We start from the raw sequence: 17,864 nt of genomic DNA on the forward strand, positions 1-17,864 counted from the left end.
TCACACCCCGGCCTCGGCGGTCCCGGCCGGCGCGACGAGGTCATCGAGCAGCGGCAGCAACACGCGCGCTTCGGCCCGAATGGCGATAATCTGTTGCGGGTCAGCCGTTCTGGTGAATTCGGCTTGATCCCACCACATCATCTTGGTCGCGTAGCGCTCGTCGGGATAGGGTGTGGCCGGGATGCGGGTGGCGACCACACCGCCCGATGATTGCCAGCGATCGAGTACGTGCGCCGCCGCGGTCGCCATGGCGAACTTGGCGCCGAGGACGAGGGTGGCGTGCAGGGGCATACGGGCCAGAACGGGCGTGAGCTCTCGGCTGCGTGCAAACCCGTCGTCGGTCCACGCGGTCTTGATCTCGACGACACCGAACGGCATGCGATCGTCGATCATTTTGCGTACCTGCGGCAGCGCGGGCTGTCCGGCCCATTCGACCACCGCATGGCTCTCGTCGGCGCCACCGTACGGGCCTTGGGCTCGAACGCCGCCGACCACCTGGCCGGCGTCGTCGATCGCGGCGAGGAACAGCGACGTGGTGGCGGGGTCGGCCAGTGCGGTCGGGTCGATCGCACGCTCCACTCCGTGTTTGCGGTAACTGCGCATGGCGCCCTCGATGAAATCGTCCCAGAGCTCGGGCTCCGCGCGGGGCGTGGACACCACGAGGGTGCAGTCCGTGTCCCTGTCCCACCACTGCGCCGACGCATTATCGGGGAGTCCGCGAAACGCGGTTTCGGCGACAGACACGCTCATTCCCAGGCCCACCGATCAGTTGTCGGAACGTTGCCCCGAGCGGGTACGTTCCTGAGGTAACTTCAAATAGTGCAGTTAAGTATCGCCATATCCAGGGGATATACCAGCGGCAAGTTATTGCCGTTCCTGACAACTCGTTGCCAACTTCGCGTAGGTGGGTTTCTAGCAATTTCACGGGCAACTAGTTAATAGTGGCTAACTTCATGCAAATTATCGCTGGCGTAAGTGGTGGCAAATCGCATTCAGCGACCAAATAGTTTTCTAAATCGATCACGCAGAAGGCACCGTGTCTGCCATTCGCTACCTTTTCACGGTCATGTCGATCCGGTGATCGATGACCCGGTGCCCGACGCCCGTCGATGACGCGCTATGTATGGATGGGAAAAATCGACATGGTGACCGGAGGAGGAGCGGTGCAGGTTTTCAAGAATCTCGATGAATTGGTGGGGGCCAAAGGGGCCGAGTTGGGTCCGACGGAGTGGCTGGAGATCGGCCAGGACCGGGTGAACAAATTTGCCGAAGCAACAGAAGATCACCAGTGGATCCACGTCGATCCCGAACGTGCGGCCGACGGACCCTTCGGCGGCACCATCGCCCACGGTCTGCTGACCTTGTCACTGCTGCCGTATTTCAGCCATCACCTGTATCGGGTGGAGGGCATCTCGCTGGCGGTCAACTATGGGTACAACAAGGTCCGCTTCATCACGCCGGTGAAAGTCGGTGCCAAGGTGCGGGCCCGCGCCGTGGTCACCGATGTGACGGCGCTCGAAGGCGCCGCCCAGTCGACGGTCACCATCACCGTCGAGATCGAAGGCTCGGAAAAGCCTGCAGCGGTGGCAGAGTCGATCGTGCGCTATATCGCTTGATTCGCGGCGCGCCGCTGGGCGGCCTTGACCAGGCCGCCCCCGATGATGAGGCGCTGGATCTCGCTGGTGCCCTCGTAGAGGCGCAGCAAACGCACTTCGCGGTAGATGCGTTCCACCGGCACGTCGCGCATGTAGCCGCTGCCACCGTGGATCTGGACGGCGAGGTCGGCGACATTGCCCGCCATTTCGGTGCAGAACAGTTTTGCCGATGACGGTGCGATGCGCCGGTCCTCGCCGGTCACCCACAGCCGTGCGGCCTCGCGGACCAGCGCGCGGCCGGCCATCACGCCGGTCTGCTGGTCGGCGAGCATCGCCTGAACCAGCTGAAAACTGCCGATCGGGGTGCCGCCCTGGGTGGCGGTCGCGGCGTAGGCCACCGATTCGTCGAGGGCACGCTGCGCGCTGCCGACCGCCAACGCCGCGATGTGTACGCGGCCGCGTGCCAGCGATGTCATGGCCGCGCGGTAGCCGATGTCCTCGCTGCCGCCGATCAGGGAGTCCCGGCCGACCCGCACATCATCGAAGCTGACATCCGCGGTCCAGGCGCCCTCCTGGCCCATCTTGGCGTCCTTGGCCCCGATCTGGATGCCCGGCGTATCGGCCGGCACCAGAAACACCGCGATACCGGGTCCGTCCGCGTCGGCGGGGCGGGTGCGGGCAAAGACGATGAACAGGCCGGCATTCGGCGCATTGGTGATGTATTGCTTGCGCCCGTTGATCACCCAGTCGTAGTCATTTCCCGGGTCGCTGCGCTCTCCCCCGCGAGCGGGAGGTGCCCCCAGCCCTCCGCTCCCGTCTCTGACGGCCTTGGTTCGCAGCCCGGCCGGGTTGGATCCCGCACCCGGTTCGGTCAGCGCGAAAGACGCCACGATGTCGCCGGAGGCGATGCCCTCCAGCCAGCGCGACTTCTGCTCGTCGGTGCCGAAACCCACGAGCACCTGACCGGCGATGCCGTTGTTGGTGCCGAACATCGAGCGCAGCGCCAGGCTGGTGTACCCGAATTCCATGGCCAGCTCGACGTCCTGGGCCAGGTTCAGTCCGAGCCCGCCCCACTCCTGTGGAATCGCGTACCCGAACAGCCCCATGTTCTTGGCCTGCTCGCGGATGTCGTCGGGCACCCGGTCGGCGGACATGATCTCCAGCTCACGGGGGACCACCTGGTTGCGGATGAACTGGCGGGTGGCGGCAAGGATATCGGCGAAGTCTGCCTCCGATACGGCGGCTGTCGTGGGATCCGCGCTGGGCGCGGCGGCGTTGTCGGCCATCGGCGGGCTCTCCTGAATTGGTGCGATCACCGCAAGGGGTGGTTTGATACAAGAAATATCATATTTTATGTATGGATTAGTTTCTGGCTTCAGGAAGGGATGGGCTCCCATGGGTCTGCTCGACGGTCGGACCGCGGTGATCACCGGCGGTGCACAGGGAATCGGGTTCGCGATCGCCGAGAGGTTTGTCGCCGAAGGCGCCCGGGTGGTGCTCGGTGACCTGAATCCGGAGGCCACCGACGCCGCGGTCACCGCGCTCGGCGGTTCCGCCGTGGCCACGGCGGTCAGGTGCGATGTCACCGACGCCGGCCAGGTCGAAGCGCTCGTCGGCACCGCCGTGGACACCTTCGGAAGCCTGGACATCATGGTCAACAATGCGGGCATCACCCGTGACGCGACCATGCGCAAGATGACCGAGGAGCAGTTCGATCAGGTCGTCTCGGTGCACCTCAAGGGCTCGTGGAACGGCACCCGGCTGGCCGCTAACATCATGCGTGAGGCGAAAAGCGGTGCCATCATCAACATCTCGTCCATTTCGGGCAAGGTCGGTCTGATCGGACAGACCAATTACTCCGCGGCAAAGGCCGGCATCGTCGGACTCACCAAGGCCGCCGCCAAGGAAATCGCCCACCTGGGTGTCCGGGTCAACGCCATCCAACCCGGCCTCATCCGCTCGGCGATGACCGAGGCCATGCCGCAGCGGATCTGGGACCAGAAGTTGGCTGAGATCCCGATGGCGCGCGCCGGGGAGCCCAGCGAGGTCGCCTCCGTGGCCCTGTTCCTGGCCTCGGATCTGTCCTCGTACATGACCGGCACGGTGCTCGAAGTGACCGGCGGGCGGCACATCTGACATGTCTGATGCGGTGATCTGCGAGCCGGTCCGCACCCCGATCGGCCGCTACGGCGGGATGTTCCAATCCCTGACCGCCGTGGACCTAGGGGTTGCGGCACTGCAGGGTCTGTTGGAACGCACCGGGATTCCCGCCGATGCCGTGCAGGACGTGATCCTGGGGCACTGCTATCCCTCCAGTGAGGCCCCGGCGATCGGACGGGTGGTCGCGCTGGACGCGGGTCTGCCGATCACCGTGCCCGGCATGCAGCTCGACCGGCGTTGCGGATCCGGCCTGCAGGCCGTCATCCAGGCCTGCCTTCAGGTGTCCAGCGGCAACAACGATCTCGTCGTCGCCGGCGGCGCCGAATCGATGAGCAACGTGGCCTTTCATTCCACCGATATGCGGTGGGGCGGGTCGCGCGGTGGAGTGACGGTGCACGACGGACTCGCCCGCGGCCGCACCACGGCCGGGGGCAAGCACTATCCGGTGCCCGGCGGCATGCTGGAGACCGCCGAGAATCTGCGCCGTCAGTACGGCATCTCGCGGACCGAACAGGACGAACTGGCGGTGCGCTCGCACCAGAAGGCCGTCGCCGCCCAGCGCAGCGGCGTGCTCGCCGAGGAGATCATCCCGGTGACGGTCACCTCGCGAAAGGCTGACTCCGTCATAGATACCGACGAACACCCGCGCGCGGACACCACGGTCGAGGCGCTGAGCAGGCTGCGCCCGGTGCTGGGCAAGAGCGACCCCGAGGCCACCGTGACTGCCGGCAACTCCAGTGGGCAGAACGACGCCGCATCCATGTGCATCGTCACCACACCCGAACGTGCCGCCGAACTTGGTCTCAAACCCCTTGTCCGGCTGGTGTCCTGGGGTGTGGCCGGGGTGGCGCCCAACATCATGGGCATCGGGCCGGTGCCGGCCACCGAGCGGGCATTGGCCAAGGCGGGATTGTCGCTTTCGGATATCGACCTCATCGAACTCAACGAGGCCTTCGCCGCCCAGGCGCTGGCCTGCACCCGCGAATGGCAATTCACCGACGCGGATTTCGACCGCACCAACGTGCGCGGATCCGGTATCTCGCTGGGCCATCCGGTCGGCGCGACCGGCGGCCGGATGCTCGCCACCCTGGCGCGTGAACTCGAACTGCGCGATGCCCGCTACGGGCTGGAAACCATGTGTATCGGTGGCGGCCAGGGCCTGGCCGCCGTATTCGAACGGACTTTGCTATGACCAGCGAGAAGCGGAGCGGGATCGCCCATGACTAGATTGGCGCACACTCCCGGTCTCACCGACGTGCAGACCGACATCCTCGCCACCGTGCGGCAGTTCGTGGACAAGGAGATCATCCCGAACGCGCAGGAGCTGGAACACTCCGACACCTACCCGCAGCACATCGTCGACCAGATGCGCGAGATGGGCCTGTTCGGTCTGATGATTCCCGAGGAGTACGGCGGCCTGGGCGAGTCACTGCTGACCTACGCACTGTGCGTGGAGGAATTGGCCCGCGGCTGGATGAGCGTATCCGGGGTCATCAACACCCATTTCATCGTCGCGTACATGATCCGCCAGCACGGCACGGACGCACAGAAACAGCACTACCTGCCCCGGATGGCGACCGGTGAGGTGCGCGGCGCGTTCTCGATGTCGGAGCCCGAACTGGGTTCCGATGTCGCGGCGATCCGCACCAAGGCGGTCCGCGACGGCTCCGATTACGTGATCACCGGGCAGAAGATGTGGCTGACCAACGGGGGCAGTTCCACCTTGGTGGCCGCACTGGTGAAAACCGATGAGGGAGCGGACAAACCGCACCGCAATCTGACCGCGTTCCTGATCGAGAAGCCGGCCGGATTCGGCGAGGTGCTGCCGGGGCTGACCATTCCGGGCAAGCTCGACAAGCTGGGTTACAAGGGCATCGACACCACCGAACTGATCTTCGACGGCTACCGTGCCGGTGCGGGGGACGTGCTCGGCGAACTTCCGGGCAAGGGCTTCTTCCAGATGATGGACGGTGTCGAGGTCGGCCGGGTGAACGTGTCGGCGCGCGCGTGTGGCGTCGCGCTGCGGGCGTTCGAGCTGGCGATTCGCTATGCGCAGCAACGGGAGACGTTCGGCAAGCCGATCGCCGGGCACCAGGCCATCGCGTTCCAGCTCGCCGAGATGGCCACCAAGGTCGAGGCCGCCCACCTGATGATGGTGCACGCGGCACGGCTCAAGGACTCCGGTGACCGCAACGACGTCGCGTCCGGGATGGCCAAGTACCTGGCCAGCGAGTACTGCGCCGAGGTCACCCAGCAGAGCTTCCGGATCCACGGCGGCTACGGCTACTCCAAGGAGTACGAGATCGAACGGTTGATGCGCGACGCCCCGTTCCTGCTGATTGGTGAGGGCACCAGCGAGATCCAGAAGACCATCATCAGCAAGAATCTGCTGGATGAGTACCGGGTCTGACGCCGAGTTCGCGGTCCGGCCGCAACTCTCCGACGATGTCGCCCGCGTGGTCCGTCGCCGCATCTTCGACGGCACCTACCCGGCGGGGGAGTATCTACGGCTGGACCAGCTGGCCGTCGACCTCGGCATCAGCGTCACCCCGGTGCGCGAGGCACTGCTGAATCTGCGCGCCGAGGGTCTGCTGGTTCAGCATCCGCGCCGCGGCTTCATGGTGCTCGAATTCACCGCGCGCGACCTTGCCGATGTCGCCAATGTGCAGGCCTACGTCGGGGGAGAGCTGGCCGCGCGGGCGGCCGAGAACATCAGCGCCGAACAGCTTTCCGAGCTGAAGGCGATCCAGGACCAGTTGGAGCAGGCCTACGAGCAGCCCGACTCGGACCGCACGGTGCGGCTCAATCACGAGTATCACCGGCTGATCAACGTGGTGGCCGACTCACCCAAGCTCACCCAGTTCATGTCGGGTATCACCCGCTATCAGCCGGAATCGGTGTTCCCCACCCTCGATGGGTGGCCCGCTCAGTCCATCAAGGATCACCGCCGGGTGATTGCGGCCTTCGAGCGTGGCGACGCCGGTGCGGCCCGCGCTGCGATGGCCGAACACTTCACCATCGGGGTCGCGCCGCTGTGCGAGCACCTCACCAAGCTGGGGGTCATCCGCCCCATTTGACGTACGTCAGTAGTTATTGACGCGCGTCAGAACCCTCGGTAGTGTCGCCCATCACAGCGACCCGAGGAGTGATGGTGGTGCGAACCCTGCCGCGTACAGCGGTCATCGGTGCAGGTATCAGCGGGTTGACCGCCGGCAAGATGCTCAAGGACTACCGCGTTCCGTACACGACCTTCGAGATCTCCGACCGCGTCGGCGGCAACTGGGCGTTCGGCAACCCCAACGGGTTGAGCAGCGCCTACCGGTCACTGCACATCGACACCTCCAAGCATCGGTTGTCGTTCAAGGACTTTCCGGTGCCCCACCACTTTCCGTCGTTCCCGCACCACAGCGATATCAAGGATTACCTGGACTCCTATGCCGAGGCTTTCGGCCTGTTGGAGAACATCGAGTTCAACAACGCGGTACGCCACGCCCGCCGGCGCGACGGTGGTGGCTGGCTGATCGAGGACCAGTCCGGCACCGAGCGGGAGTTCGATCTGCTCGTCGTCGGCAACGGACATCACTGGGATGCGCGGTGGGCCGAGTTTCCCGGCACCTTCACCGGTGAATCGATCCATTCGCACCACTACATCGATCCGCAGACCCCGCTGGCGCTGACCGGCAAGCGCATTCTCGTCATCGGAATCGGAAACAGCGCCGCCGATATCACCGTCGAACTCTCGTCGAAGGCAATGCAGAACAAGGTGACGCTGTCGACGCGGTCGAGCGCCTGGATCGTCCCGAAATACCTTGCCGGGCAACCCGGGGACAAGATCTTCAAGACGACGCCGTACCTGCCACTGTCCTGGCAACGTAGGGCCGCGCAGGCATTCGCCCCCCTGGTGGGCGCTGATCCCACCAAGTACGGCCTACCTGCGGCCAATCACAAACTTTTCGAGGCACACCCGACCCAGTCGGTCGAACTACCGCTGCGACTGGGTTCCGGCGACGTGATCCCGAAGCCGAATGTCACGCTGCTGGACGGGGACACCGTGCACTTCGACGACGGGACATCGGACGTGTTCGATGTCATCATCTACGCCACCGGATACAACATCACCTTCCCGTTCTTCGATCCCGATCTGATCAGCGCGCCCGAGAACCAGATCCGCTTGTACAAGCGGATGTTCAAGCCGGGCTTCGAGGATCTGGTCTTCATCGGTTTCGCTCAGGCCATTCCGACGCTGTTCCCGTTCGTGGAATGCCAATCGCGGCTGCTCGCGGCCTACGCCGCCGGGAGGTACGTGCTACCGGCTGCCGATGAGATGGAGCGGGTGATCGACGCCGATCAGCAGCTGCACGCTGGGCACTGCACCAACCGGGCCCGACACACCCAGCAGGTGGACTACTTCTACTACGAGCACGATATCCGCACCAAGGAGATCCCGGCCGGGATCAAGCGTGCGGCGTCGCGCCCCGTGTCGGTACCCGCGTGAGGTCGCCGACGGATCGCCGGCCGTCGCTCCGCAGCGACGAACGGCGCGAAGCCATCCTCGATGCACTGGACGGATGGCTGCAGGAATCCAGCCTGGATACCATCAACGTCGCCGAGATCACCGCGCAGGCCGGTGTCACGCGCTCGGCCTTCTATTTCTACTTCGAGAACAAGGCGGCCGCCGTCGGGGCTCTCATGGAGCGTCTGGTCACCGAGATCTTCGTCGTGAACGAGGAGTTCACCACCGGCGACGGGGCGCCGCGCGACCGGGTGTACACCATGTTGAACGGGCTCTTCGACAGCAGCGACCGGTACCGGCATGTCTTCGGCGCGATGCTGGAGGCCCGCGGTTCCAGCTCCACCGTCAGGCAGATCTGGGACGACGCGCGCGATGCGTTCATTCCGTCGGTGGCCGAGATGATCCGGGCGGAGCGGCCCGGCTCCGCTCCCGAGCCAGCGGTCCTCGCGGCGGTGCTGCTGGAGTTCAACGACCGAATGCTGGAGCGGTTCATCCTGGGCGGGTCGCTGACGCGTGCGCAGCTGATCGAAGGGGCGGCCGCGGTGTGGTTGAGCACGATCTATGGAGAGAATCGATGAGCTATCAGGAGCTGTCCTTCACCTCGCACGGAACACGTTGCAGTGCGTGGCATTTTCGTGCATCCGGTGAGCATTCGCGACCGGTCGTGGTGATGGCGCACGGATTCGGCGGCACCAAGGACTCTGGCCTGGAACCATTTGCGGAACGGTTCGCCGCGGCCGGTATCGACGTGTTCGCGTTCGACTATCGCGGATTCGGAGCGTCCGAAGGCTCTCCGCGCCAGACGATCTCGCTGGAACGGCAACTGGCCGACTTCCACAGCGCGATCGCCGCGGCGGCGGACCTACCGGATGTCGATCGGGACAGGATCGGGCTGTGGGGTGCATCCATGTCGGGCGGGCATGTCCTTCAGGTTGCCGGTGACCGGGACGATATCGCCGCGGTGATCGCGTTGACCCCGCTGACCAGCGGGCTGGCTGCCGGCCGGGCCGCGATCGGTGAGCGTGATGTGCTGACCGCGTTGCGGTGGACCGCGACCGGGGTGCGCAGCAAGGTGTCGGTGGCCCGGGGCGGTGCGGCGACGCTGATGCCGATCGTCGGCAGGCCGGGCGAGCCCGGCGCGCTCACGCTGTCCGGGGCCTACGAGAGCTATCTGGCGATGGCCGGGCCGACCTGGCGCAACCAGATCGATTCCTCGGTGGGCATGGAGTTGGGGCGGATGAACGTCAAGGCCGCGGTCCGTCGGATTTCGTGCCCCGCATTGGTGCAGATCGGCGACTTCGATCGGTTCGTCCCCGCCGGCGCGGTGGCCAAGACCGCGGAATTGGCCAGGGCACAGGTGCATCGGTATGCCTGCGACCACTTCGACGTCTGGCCGGGCAACGAGTGGTTCGACAAGACCGTCGAGGATCAACTGGTGTTTCTGCGGCGGGTGCTCGCTCCGGTCTGATCGTCCCTCGATCACTCGCGCCCGCAAATATTCGGGTGCGAAAGTGCCCGGCTGTCAGTGACTTTCGAGCGACAGCCGAGTCTCAGAATTTTCTTTGGACTCATTGATCACATCGGTCACTTCCTGGCCGGTTTTGTCGGTGGTCGCACGTATGTTCGAGTCATGAACAGTGATGTGGTCGGCGGCCGGGACGCGGTGCAGCACGCGTTGTCCGATCGCGCCGCATCGGTCAAGGCGCTGCTGGACGCCGATTTCGCGATGTTCGACACCGCCGAACTGCTGGGCCTGTTGTCTGAGCGTGAGCAGCAGGCCCGCGCCGATACCGCGGTCGATCACCGGATCCTGGCCGCCCTGATGGATCGGGCCACCCCGCATGAGATCGGCGGCAAAACCTGGACCGATGTGCTGGCCACCCGCGACCGCCTCAGCGCCACCGAAGCTGCCCGGCGCATCACCGCCGCCCGCGATCTGGGGCCGCGGCACACCATGACCGGTGAGGTGTTGGAGCCGGTGCTGGCGGCATGCGCGGCCGCGCTGGCCGCCGGGGCCATCACCAGCGGGCACATCGCGATCATCCGGGCCACGCTGAACAAGGCCTCGGCCCGCCTGGATGCCACCGCGCGCGGGCAACTGGAATCCACACTGGTCGATATCGCCACCACCAATACCCCCGAGACGGTGCAGAAGGCCGCCGATCACGCGCTGGCTCTGATCAACCCCGACGGTGATGGCCCCGACCCGGCACGCCACCGGCGCGGGCTGAGCATCGGTCCCCAGGACGTCGACGGTATGGCCAAGGTGTCGGGCTGGGTGGACGCCGAATTCGCCGCCTACCTGCGCACCATCCTCGACGTCTGGGCACGCCCGGGCATCAACAACCCCGACGATGAGCAGCCCCAGCAGAATCCGGTGCCCAACCCACTGGAAGACGACGCTGCGGACGACGCGGTTGTCGACGACGCGGTTGTCGACGACAAGGGTGTGGACGACGAGGGTGTCGAGCCCCAGCCGCCGGCCCGGGACCAGGCCGCGCACGAGGACAAGGCCGGCGCCGATAGTGACGGTGAACTCGAACCCGAACCCGAGATGTCCGGCGTATCCGAACCCGAACCCGAGATGTCCGACGTATCCGAACCCGAACCCGAGGTGTGCGATACCGCCGGCCCACCGGTGAAGTGGGACCCTGACGAATTTCTGCGCGACCCCCGCACCCAGGCCCAACGCAACCACGACGCCATCAAAGCCGTCCTACGCGACACCCTGATGTCCAAAAGGCTCGGCCAACACAACGGCCTACCCGTCACCCTCGTCGTCTCCACCACCCTCAAAGAGTTGGAGGCCGCCGCCGGGATCGCGGTCACCGGATCGGGCACCCTCATGCCGATGCGGGATCTGATCCGGCTGGCCGAACACGCCCACCACTACCTGATCGTCTACCGCCACCACACCGCCGAACCGCTCTACATGGGCCGCTCCAAACGGTTGGCCACCAAAGCCCAACGGCTACTGCTCTACAACCGGGACCGTGGCTGCACCCGACCCGGCTGCACCCAAGCGGCGTGTCGCTGCCAGGCCCACCACGCCAACCCCAGCTGGAACAACGGCGGACTCACCGACGCACCCGACCTCGGGCTGGGCTGCGGACCCGACAACCAGCTCGCCGAACTGGGCTGGACCAACACCATCGACCCCGTCACCGGCCGCGTGCACTGGCACCCACCACCACTGATGGACACCGGCGGCGACACCCTCAACCACCACTTCCACCCCGAAGAACTCTTCCCGCCAGAGCTGCGACCGGGACTGGATGACGAAGAACCCATACTGTAATACTTACAGTCGGATATTCGACGAAGGTGGGTTCAACCATGCCAGGGGTCCTCGACGGGATACGGGTACTCGACTACGGCCGATTCATCGCCGCGCCCTGGTGCAGTGCAATCCTGGCCGATATGGGTGCCGACGTCCTGCGCGTGGAGAAACGTGAGGGCGGCGAGGACCGGTGGGTCCAGGCCGTCACCGACGGCGGTGAGGGCGGCACCTTCCTGCAGTGCAACCGCAACAAGCGTTCCCTGACTTTGGATTCCACGAGCGCGGAGGGCGCGGAGATCACCCGCCGACTGGTCGCACGCGCCGATATCGTCGTCGCCAATATGCCGTCCGCCGGGATGCGGGCCAGCGGACTGGACTACGAGACGCTGCGCGCCGTCAAGCCGGACATCATCCTGGCCAGCGCCACCGCCTACGGTGAGGGCGGCCCGTACAGCACCAAGGTCGGCTTCGACGGCGCCGGCCAGGTCATGTCTGGCGCGGTGTACCGGCAGGGACTGCCCGACCAACCCATCCGGACCGTGGTGCCCTACAACGACTTCGGCACCGCGCTCACGCTGACGATCGGCGTCATGATGGCGCTCTACCACCGGGACCGCACCGGGGAAGGACAGCACGTCGAGGGTGCCCTGCTGCCGACTGCGCTGATGCTGTCCAACGCCTTCCTCATCGAGCGGGAACTCCTGCAGACCGACAAGCCGCGGATGGGCAACAAGGGCGCCTCGGTGGCCCCGTGCGATCTGTATCGCACCGCCGACGATCAGTGGGTGCTCCTACAGGTGGCCGGTCAGCCGATGTTCAAACGGTGGTGCATTCTCATGGGCCGTGCGGAACTCTTCGACGACCCGCGCTTCGCCGACGACGATATCCGCTGGGAGAACGGCGATGTCCTCAACGACATCATGTCGCAGTGGTGTGCCGACAAGACGAAGGCCGAGGTCCTCGAACTCCTGGAGAAGGCGAAGATGCCCGCCGCGCCGCTGCTTTCCACTCAGGAAGTGCTCGACGATCCGCACATCCAGGCCATGGGTTACCTGAAGCGAGTGCCCTTTCCCGGCGCCTCCCGCGATGTGCCGATCATCGAGACCCCGTTCCGGATGTCGGCTACACCCGGCAGCATCCGGCGCCGCGCCCCACTGCTCGGCGAGCACACCGATGAGGTGCTTGGGGAGATCGGTTATGACGCCGCGCAGATAGCAGGGTTACGGGCGGACGCCATCGTGTGACGCCGCGAGCATCTCGCGGATCCGGTGCTTGTCGGGCTTACCGGTGGCGCCGAAGGGAACCGCGTGCTCGCTGTCCAGGATCGACCAGACCGTCGGGACCTTGAAGGCGCTGAGCGTTTCCCTGGCCGCGGTGCGTAACTCGGCGGCGGACCGGCTCGTCACCACGGCAGCGGCGACGCAGCCGGCGAGATCGACCACGAACGCCGCCCGTACTCCGGGGATCGCCCGCAGCGCACGCTCCACCTCGCTGGGGTACACCGTGGCCCCACTGACCTTGAACATGTCATCGGACCGGCCGCGGTAGAACAGGAATCCGTCCTCATCGAGGAGCCCGAGATCACCGGTGGGGTAGTACCCGTCCGGAGTGAACACGTCCTCGCGGCCGCGCCGGCAGATCCCGCGCAGCACGTGCGGTCCGCGGATCTGGATCTGGCCGACCTCGCCTGCGGGCAGCCGCTCACCCGATTCGATATCGGTGATCCGCACATCCATCCCGGCGAACGGCTTCCCGCAACTGCCCCAGGCCGATTCGGGCATATCGGTGTCCGCGGGAAACCCGCAGTACGGCCCGAACGATTCGGTCATCCCGAACAGCGAGGCCCGCGCCCCCGGGGCCGAGCGCCTCTCCGGTGGCAACAACGCCTCCAGACTGCCCACCCGTAGGTCGGGCAGGGGTGCCAACAGAAAATGGGAGAGCGCCGTCGCCTGGTCGGGCCAACCGCGGAACAGCGTGACCCGCTCGCGGCGAAGCAATTCCAGCGTCGACTCGGCCTGCGGGATCGGCTCGGTCACCAACGTGGCCCCAGCCAGCAGCGCGGACAGGATCCCGGCCCCGAAACCGCCCACCCAGAAGAACGGCATCGGCAGATACAGCCGGGTGTCCTCGGTGATGAGGCGTGCATCCAGCCCGGAACGCACCGCGGCAAGCGCACTGCCGTGGGAATGCCGAACGCCCTTCGGTGGCCCACTGCTGCCCGAGGTGAACATGATGACCAACGGGTCGGCGGGCCGCACGGGTGGGAACGCTGCCCTGCCGCGCAATGCCAGCACCTCGCTCGGCGTCCACACCCGGCGCAGGGATGCCACCGGCCCCGGTGCGTAGCGCCGGCCGCGGAACTCCTCGACGGCGATCAGGTGCTGGACCGAGGCCGTACGCAGCTGTCCGGTGAGTTCGGGTGCGGTGAGAAGTGTGCTCAGCGGCACCAGCACCGCGCCGATCCTGGTGAGGGCCAGCGCGATCCGTACCCAGTCGGCGCTGTTGGGCATGATCAGCCCGACCCGGGTGCCTTTTCCGATGCCGGCGCCGAGCAAACCCGAGGCCAACGCGACTGTGCTCGAATCGAGTTCGGCGTAGCTGATCCGGGTGTCGGGATCGATGATCATCGGCTTGCTGTCGGTGGCCCGCGCGCGGATCAGCTCATCGATGGTCTCAGTCATCGAACAGCTTCACCAGCCCGGGCAGATCGACCTTGCCACTGGACATCATGGGGACATCGGCGGGGCGGCAGATCGCGAACCGTCTGGGCACCTTGTAGGACGACAGTGTCTCCCGCAATGCCCGGCGGAGCGCCTCGGTGTCGACCGGACCGTCACTGACGATCACGGCGGCCACGATCTGCCCGCGCTGCGCGTCGGGCAGAGCCAGCACGTGGGCGACGAATCCCTGCGCCGCGAGAGCTTTCTGCACCTCGCCGGGGGTGACATTGGCTCCCGCGGTCTTGATCATCGCCCCGGCACGGGTCAGGTAATAGAAGTAGCCGTCCTCGTCGACGCGCACCAGATCGCCGGTGTGAAACCAGCCGTCGGCGTCGAAGCACTCCTCGCGGCTGCGTCCGTAATAGCCCTGCATGACATAACGCCCACGGATACAGAGCTCACCGGTGTCGAGCACCGTGGTCTCGAACCCCGGCGCGGGACGGCCGAAGCTGCCGCGCCGGTGCTCGGGCTGATCGGACTCGTCGCCGTCGATCAGCAGCACGCTGGCGGCCTCGGTCATCCCCAGCATGTTGTGCCGCAACTCGGGATCGGCCGGACGGGCATCCGGCGCCATGATCGGGTACAGATTCCCGCGGCGCAGCGTCGACAGGTCCCGGTCGACGAAACTGGGATGACGGGTCAGATGCGCGACGGCCGTGGCGAAGCCGTTGGTGACATTGGGGCGCACCGCCTCCAGCAGATCCAGGGTTTCACCGGCATCGGTGGCATTCGAGCAGACCAGTGTGGACCCGGCCACGATGGTGGCGAGCAGGCCGAACGCGAAACCGCCGATCCAGAAGAACGGCGAAGTGCAGAACAAGATGTCCGACTCGGAGAGTCCGCGGATCTCGTTGAGATTGCGTTGATGCCCGAGCAGCCCGGCGTGGGTGTGCACCGCACCCTTGGGCGGGCCGGTCGAACCCGAGGTGTAGACGATCGCCAGCGGATCGCAGCCGTCGACGTCGGCTTCCAGCCCGGTCAGGTCCGGTTCGGCGGCCGATGGCGGGTCGAACAGCACGTGGCGCAGGCACGGCGCCGCGATCCCTGCGAGGTGTTGCTCGTAATCGTGTTGACGGAAAGACCGCGCCGCCAACAGGAACTCGGTGTCGCTGTCGACCAGCTGGGTCGTCAACTCCGCGGCGGTCTGGAAGGTGGAGAACGGCACCACCACCGCACCGATACGCGCGGCGGCCAGCATCCCCACCACGAACGCCGCGCCGTTGGGGTACAGCAGCCCGACGTGGGTGCCCTTGCCCGCGCCCAGCGCGACCAGGCCACGCGCGAGGTCTGCGGACCGGATATCTGCCTCGGCGTAGGTCAGCCGTTCGTCATCGCAGATCAGCAGGGGATGGTCCGCTCGGCGGCGGAGCAGGTCGACCAGTGACTCGATCACGAGGTGGTGAAATGCTCTCGTACCGCCCCGAGATCGGCCTTGCCGGACGGGGTGCGCGGGATCACCTCGACGATGGCGATGTCGGTCGGGATTTCGTAGCGGGCCAGCCGAGTGGCCAGGAATTCGGACAGCTCGTCCGCGGTGGCCTGGCCGCGCAATTCGACCATGGCGACCGGGGTTTCGCCGAGACGTTCGTCGGCCAGGCCGATGACCGCAGCGCCGCGCACCGCGGGGTGACTTTCCAGCGCGGTGCGCACATCGTCGGGCATCACCTTGAAACCACCCCGGATGATGGCCTGATCGGCGCGGCCGAGGATCCAGACGAATCCGTCGGCGTCGATGCGCGCCAGGTCGGTGGTGCGGATCCAGTCCCCAGACGACATCTGTGCGGGAATGACCTCCAACAGCCCTTGCTCGTCCGGGCCGAGGACGTGACCCGCCTCGTCGACCACCCGTAGTTGTGCGCCGGGATTGGCACGGCCCACGCTGCCACGCTTGGCCTGCCAGTGCTGCTGGTGATCGGCCAGCGTCCAACCGGTCACGCCGCCGCCGAACTCGGTGGCCGCATAGGACGTCAGCACCGGGATGCCGAACTTGGCGGTGAAGGCATCGGCGTCGTCGGCGGACAACGGGGCGGTGCCCGAGGTGACCGCGCGTACGCCGGCCAGATCGTCGCGGGTGAGTGCGGAGTGCAACACCATCCGCAGCGCGGCCGGCACCAGCGACACCGCGCGGGGTTGATGCTCGCGCACCGCGGCGGCCCAGCGCTGCAGTTCGAACTTGGGCAGCAGCACGAACGGCCGGGCCTCACTGATACACAGCAGGATCCGGAATACCCCGCCGACGTGCACCAGCGGGGAGTTCACGATCGCCACCCCGCGTCGCAGCTCGGTGGGCGCCTGCCACGGTTGGCGTCCCAGCACGCTGCGGGCGAGCATGTCGTAGGTGAGGTCGACCCGTTTGGGCGGGCCGGTGGTGCCGCTGGTCAGCATCCACACCGCGACTCCCGGGCGTCGGGCGTCATCGATGGTGGTGCCCAGCTCCTCGGTGGGGGCGGTGTCGAGATCGGAGATGGTGATCACCGTGCCGGTGAATGCCGGTGTCAGCAGGTTGGCGATATCGTCGGCGACGCCGATGACCACCGGCAGCACGAGCGCAGCGATATCGGCGCGGGTGCGGTCATCACCGCGCGACGGGTTGATGACCACGACGGTGCCGCCGGTCTCCAGCACGCCGAGCAGCGCGGCGACATGGGCGGGCTGATTGCGCAGCATGATCCCGACCCGAACCGGGCCGGTGAGCGCGCCGATGCGGCGCGCCAGCATGGCGAGCTGCCCCCAGTTGGACCACCGACCCTCGTACTGCAGCGCCGGCGCCGACGGATCCAGATCCAGGACGGTGCCGATGCGTTGCGAAAGCGGATGGGACATCAACGGATCCGCGGCGGGGTCTTGGGGATCGGTCGTGCCGCGAGCTCCTCCTTGGCGATCGGGTTGCCCAGCCGGGTGTAGATCAGACCGTGGTCCATCGCGGCGCGGTACGGCTTGTCCAGCGACTCCCAGATGGCCTTGACGGTGCCCTGGGTCGCGGTCGGCGGTTTGGCGGCGATGGCGGTGGCGATCTCATCGGCGCGGTTCCACAACATGTCTCGGGGCACCACCTCGGTGACCAGACCGATCCGCAGCGCGGTATCGGCGCTCACCCGTTCGTCGTTACCCATCAACGCCATCCGCAGGGTGTCGCCGAGACCGATACGGCGCATCAGTCCGATCGGCTCCAGCGCCGACACCAGCCCGGCGCTGACATGGGAGTCGAAGAAGGTGGCCTCCTGCGAGCAGATCACCACATCGGACTCGTTGACGAAGTACAGCGCACCCGCGGTGCACATGCCCTGCACCGCGCAGACCACCGGCTTCCACATCTTCTGCCACTTGGGGCTGAGCAGCTCGCCCGGATCCTCGTGGTTCCAGACGATCTCGGGTTGTCCATAGCTGGATTTCACGTCCAGGCCGGCACTGAAGGCGCGGTCACCGGCGGCGCGCAGCACCACCGCATGGATGGCCTCGTCATCCTTGATGGTGTGCCAGGCATCGCGCATCTCATGGCACATGGCGCGGTTGAACGAATTCAGCGATTCGGGGCGGTTGAGCGTCACGGTGGCGACGTGGCTGCCGTGGTTCAGGTCGAGCAGGATGGTGTCCAC

At 66.3% G+C, this 17,864-nt stretch carries 16 protein-coding genes; 10 read left to right on the forward strand and 6 right to left on the reverse strand.

Annotated elements, in window-relative coordinates; all coding sequences use genetic code 11:
* Positions 1-750 carry a hypothetical protein gene (locus tag C6A86_RS09230; RefSeq protein ID WP_105366089.1) on the reverse strand — a complete coding sequence of 250 codons (750 nt, stop codon included), beginning with the start codon at positions 748-750 and terminating at the stop codon, positions 1-3.
* Positions 751-1,163: 413 nt separating this feature from the next.
* On the opposite strand from C6A86_RS09230, the gene C6A86_RS09235 reads away from it, so the two are divergent.
* Positions 1,164-1,616 carry a MaoC family dehydratase gene (locus C6A86_RS09235; protein ID WP_105366104.1) on the forward strand — a complete coding sequence of 151 codons (453 nt, stop codon included), beginning with the start codon at positions 1,164-1,166 and terminating at the stop codon, positions 1,614-1,616.
* On the opposite strand, the gene C6A86_RS09240 is transcribed toward C6A86_RS09235, so the two are convergent.
* On the reverse strand, positions 1,604-2,881 hold the full coding sequence (locus C6A86_RS09240; protein ID WP_105366090.1) for an acyl-CoA dehydrogenase family protein: 1,278 nt from the start codon (positions 2,879-2,881) through the stop codon (positions 1,604-1,606). The two genes, C6A86_RS09235 and C6A86_RS09240, sit on opposite strands and share 13 nt — an antisense overlap.
* A 109-nt stretch (positions 2,882-2,990) precedes the next feature.
* Between C6A86_RS09240 and fabG the strand changes: the two genes are divergently transcribed.
* The 9 genes from fabG to C6A86_RS09285 all read left to right on the forward strand — a co-directional run bounded on the left by fabG (position 2,991) and on the right by C6A86_RS09285 (position 12,792).
* Positions 2,991-3,731: a 3-oxoacyl-ACP reductase FabG gene (gene fabG, locus C6A86_RS09245; protein WP_199196426.1), complete on the forward strand. Its 741-nt coding sequence runs from the start codon at positions 2,991-2,993 to the stop codon at positions 3,729-3,731.
* Between the two features lies 1 nt (position 3,732).
* Positions 3,733-4,947 carry an acetyl-CoA C-acetyltransferase gene (locus C6A86_RS09250; RefSeq protein WP_105366091.1) on the forward strand — a complete coding sequence of 405 codons (1,215 nt, stop codon included), beginning with the start codon at positions 3,733-3,735 and terminating at the stop codon, positions 4,945-4,947.
* 27 nt (positions 4,948-4,974) lie between these two features.
* A complete protein-coding gene (locus tag C6A86_RS09255) occupies positions 4,975-6,165 on the forward strand; it encodes an acyl-CoA dehydrogenase family protein (protein ID WP_105366092.1) in 1,191 nt (396 codons plus the stop codon).
* Entirely contained in the window at positions 6,149-6,832 is a 684-nt protein-coding gene (locus C6A86_RS09260; protein WP_105366093.1) for a GntR family transcriptional regulator, read from the forward strand. Before C6A86_RS09255 ends, C6A86_RS09260 begins: the two co-directional genes overlap by 17 nt.
* 74 nt (positions 6,833-6,906) lie before the next feature.
* On the forward strand, positions 6,907-8,250 hold the full coding sequence (locus C6A86_RS09265; protein WP_311101218.1) for an NAD(P)-binding domain-containing protein: 1,344 nt from the start codon (positions 6,907-6,909) through the stop codon (positions 8,248-8,250).
* A complete protein-coding gene (locus tag C6A86_RS09270) occupies positions 8,247-8,846 on the forward strand; it encodes a TetR/AcrR family transcriptional regulator (RefSeq protein ID WP_105361476.1) in 600 nt (199 codons plus the stop codon). Before C6A86_RS09265 ends, C6A86_RS09270 begins: the two co-directional genes overlap by 4 nt.
* Positions 8,843-9,736: an alpha/beta hydrolase gene (locus tag C6A86_RS09275; RefSeq protein ID WP_105361477.1), complete on the forward strand. Its 894-nt coding sequence runs from the start codon at positions 8,843-8,845 to the stop codon at positions 9,734-9,736. Before C6A86_RS09270 ends, C6A86_RS09275 begins: the two co-directional genes overlap by 4 nt.
* A 162-nt stretch (positions 9,737-9,898) precedes the next feature.
* A complete protein-coding gene (locus C6A86_RS09280; protein WP_311101093.1) occupies positions 9,899-11,566 on the forward strand; it encodes a DUF222 domain-containing protein in 1,668 nt (555 codons plus the stop codon).
* A 38-nt stretch (positions 11,567-11,604) separates the two neighbouring features.
* Entirely contained in the window at positions 11,605-12,792 is a 1,188-nt protein-coding gene (locus C6A86_RS09285) for a CaiB/BaiF CoA-transferase family protein (protein WP_105362945.1), read from the forward strand.
* On the opposite strand, the gene C6A86_RS09290 is transcribed toward C6A86_RS09285, so the two are convergent.
* The 4 genes from C6A86_RS09290 to C6A86_RS09305 are packed head-to-tail and all read right to left on the reverse strand — an operon-like array spanning position 12,769 to position 17,864.
* Positions 12,769-14,229 (reverse strand): class I adenylate-forming enzyme family protein, encoded by a 1,461-nt coding sequence (locus tag C6A86_RS09290; protein WP_105362946.1) that lies wholly within the window; start codon positions 14,227-14,229, stop codon positions 12,769-12,771. The genes C6A86_RS09285 and C6A86_RS09290 overlap by 24 nt on opposite strands.
* Complete coding sequence (locus tag C6A86_RS09295) at positions 14,222-15,661, reverse strand: class I adenylate-forming enzyme family protein (RefSeq protein ID WP_105362947.1); 1,440 nt, start codon at positions 15,659-15,661, stop codon at positions 14,222-14,224. The genes C6A86_RS09290 and C6A86_RS09295 overlap by 8 nt, the downstream gene beginning before the upstream one ends.
* Positions 15,658-17,091 (reverse strand): class I adenylate-forming enzyme family protein, encoded by a 1,434-nt coding sequence (locus tag C6A86_RS09300; RefSeq protein ID WP_105362948.1) that lies wholly within the window; start codon positions 17,089-17,091, stop codon positions 15,658-15,660. Before C6A86_RS09300 ends, C6A86_RS09295 begins: the two co-directional genes overlap by 4 nt.
* Positions 17,091-17,864: an enoyl-CoA hydratase/isomerase family protein gene (locus C6A86_RS09305; RefSeq protein ID WP_199196154.1), complete on the reverse strand. Its 774-nt coding sequence runs from the start codon at positions 17,862-17,864 to the stop codon at positions 17,091-17,093. Before C6A86_RS09305 ends, C6A86_RS09300 begins: the two co-directional genes overlap by 1 nt.

Origin of the sequence: Mycobacterium sp. ITM-2016-00316, assembly GCF_002968335.2 — a bacterium.
Classification (GTDB): Bacteria; Actinomycetota; Actinomycetes; order Mycobacteriales; family Mycobacteriaceae; genus Mycobacterium.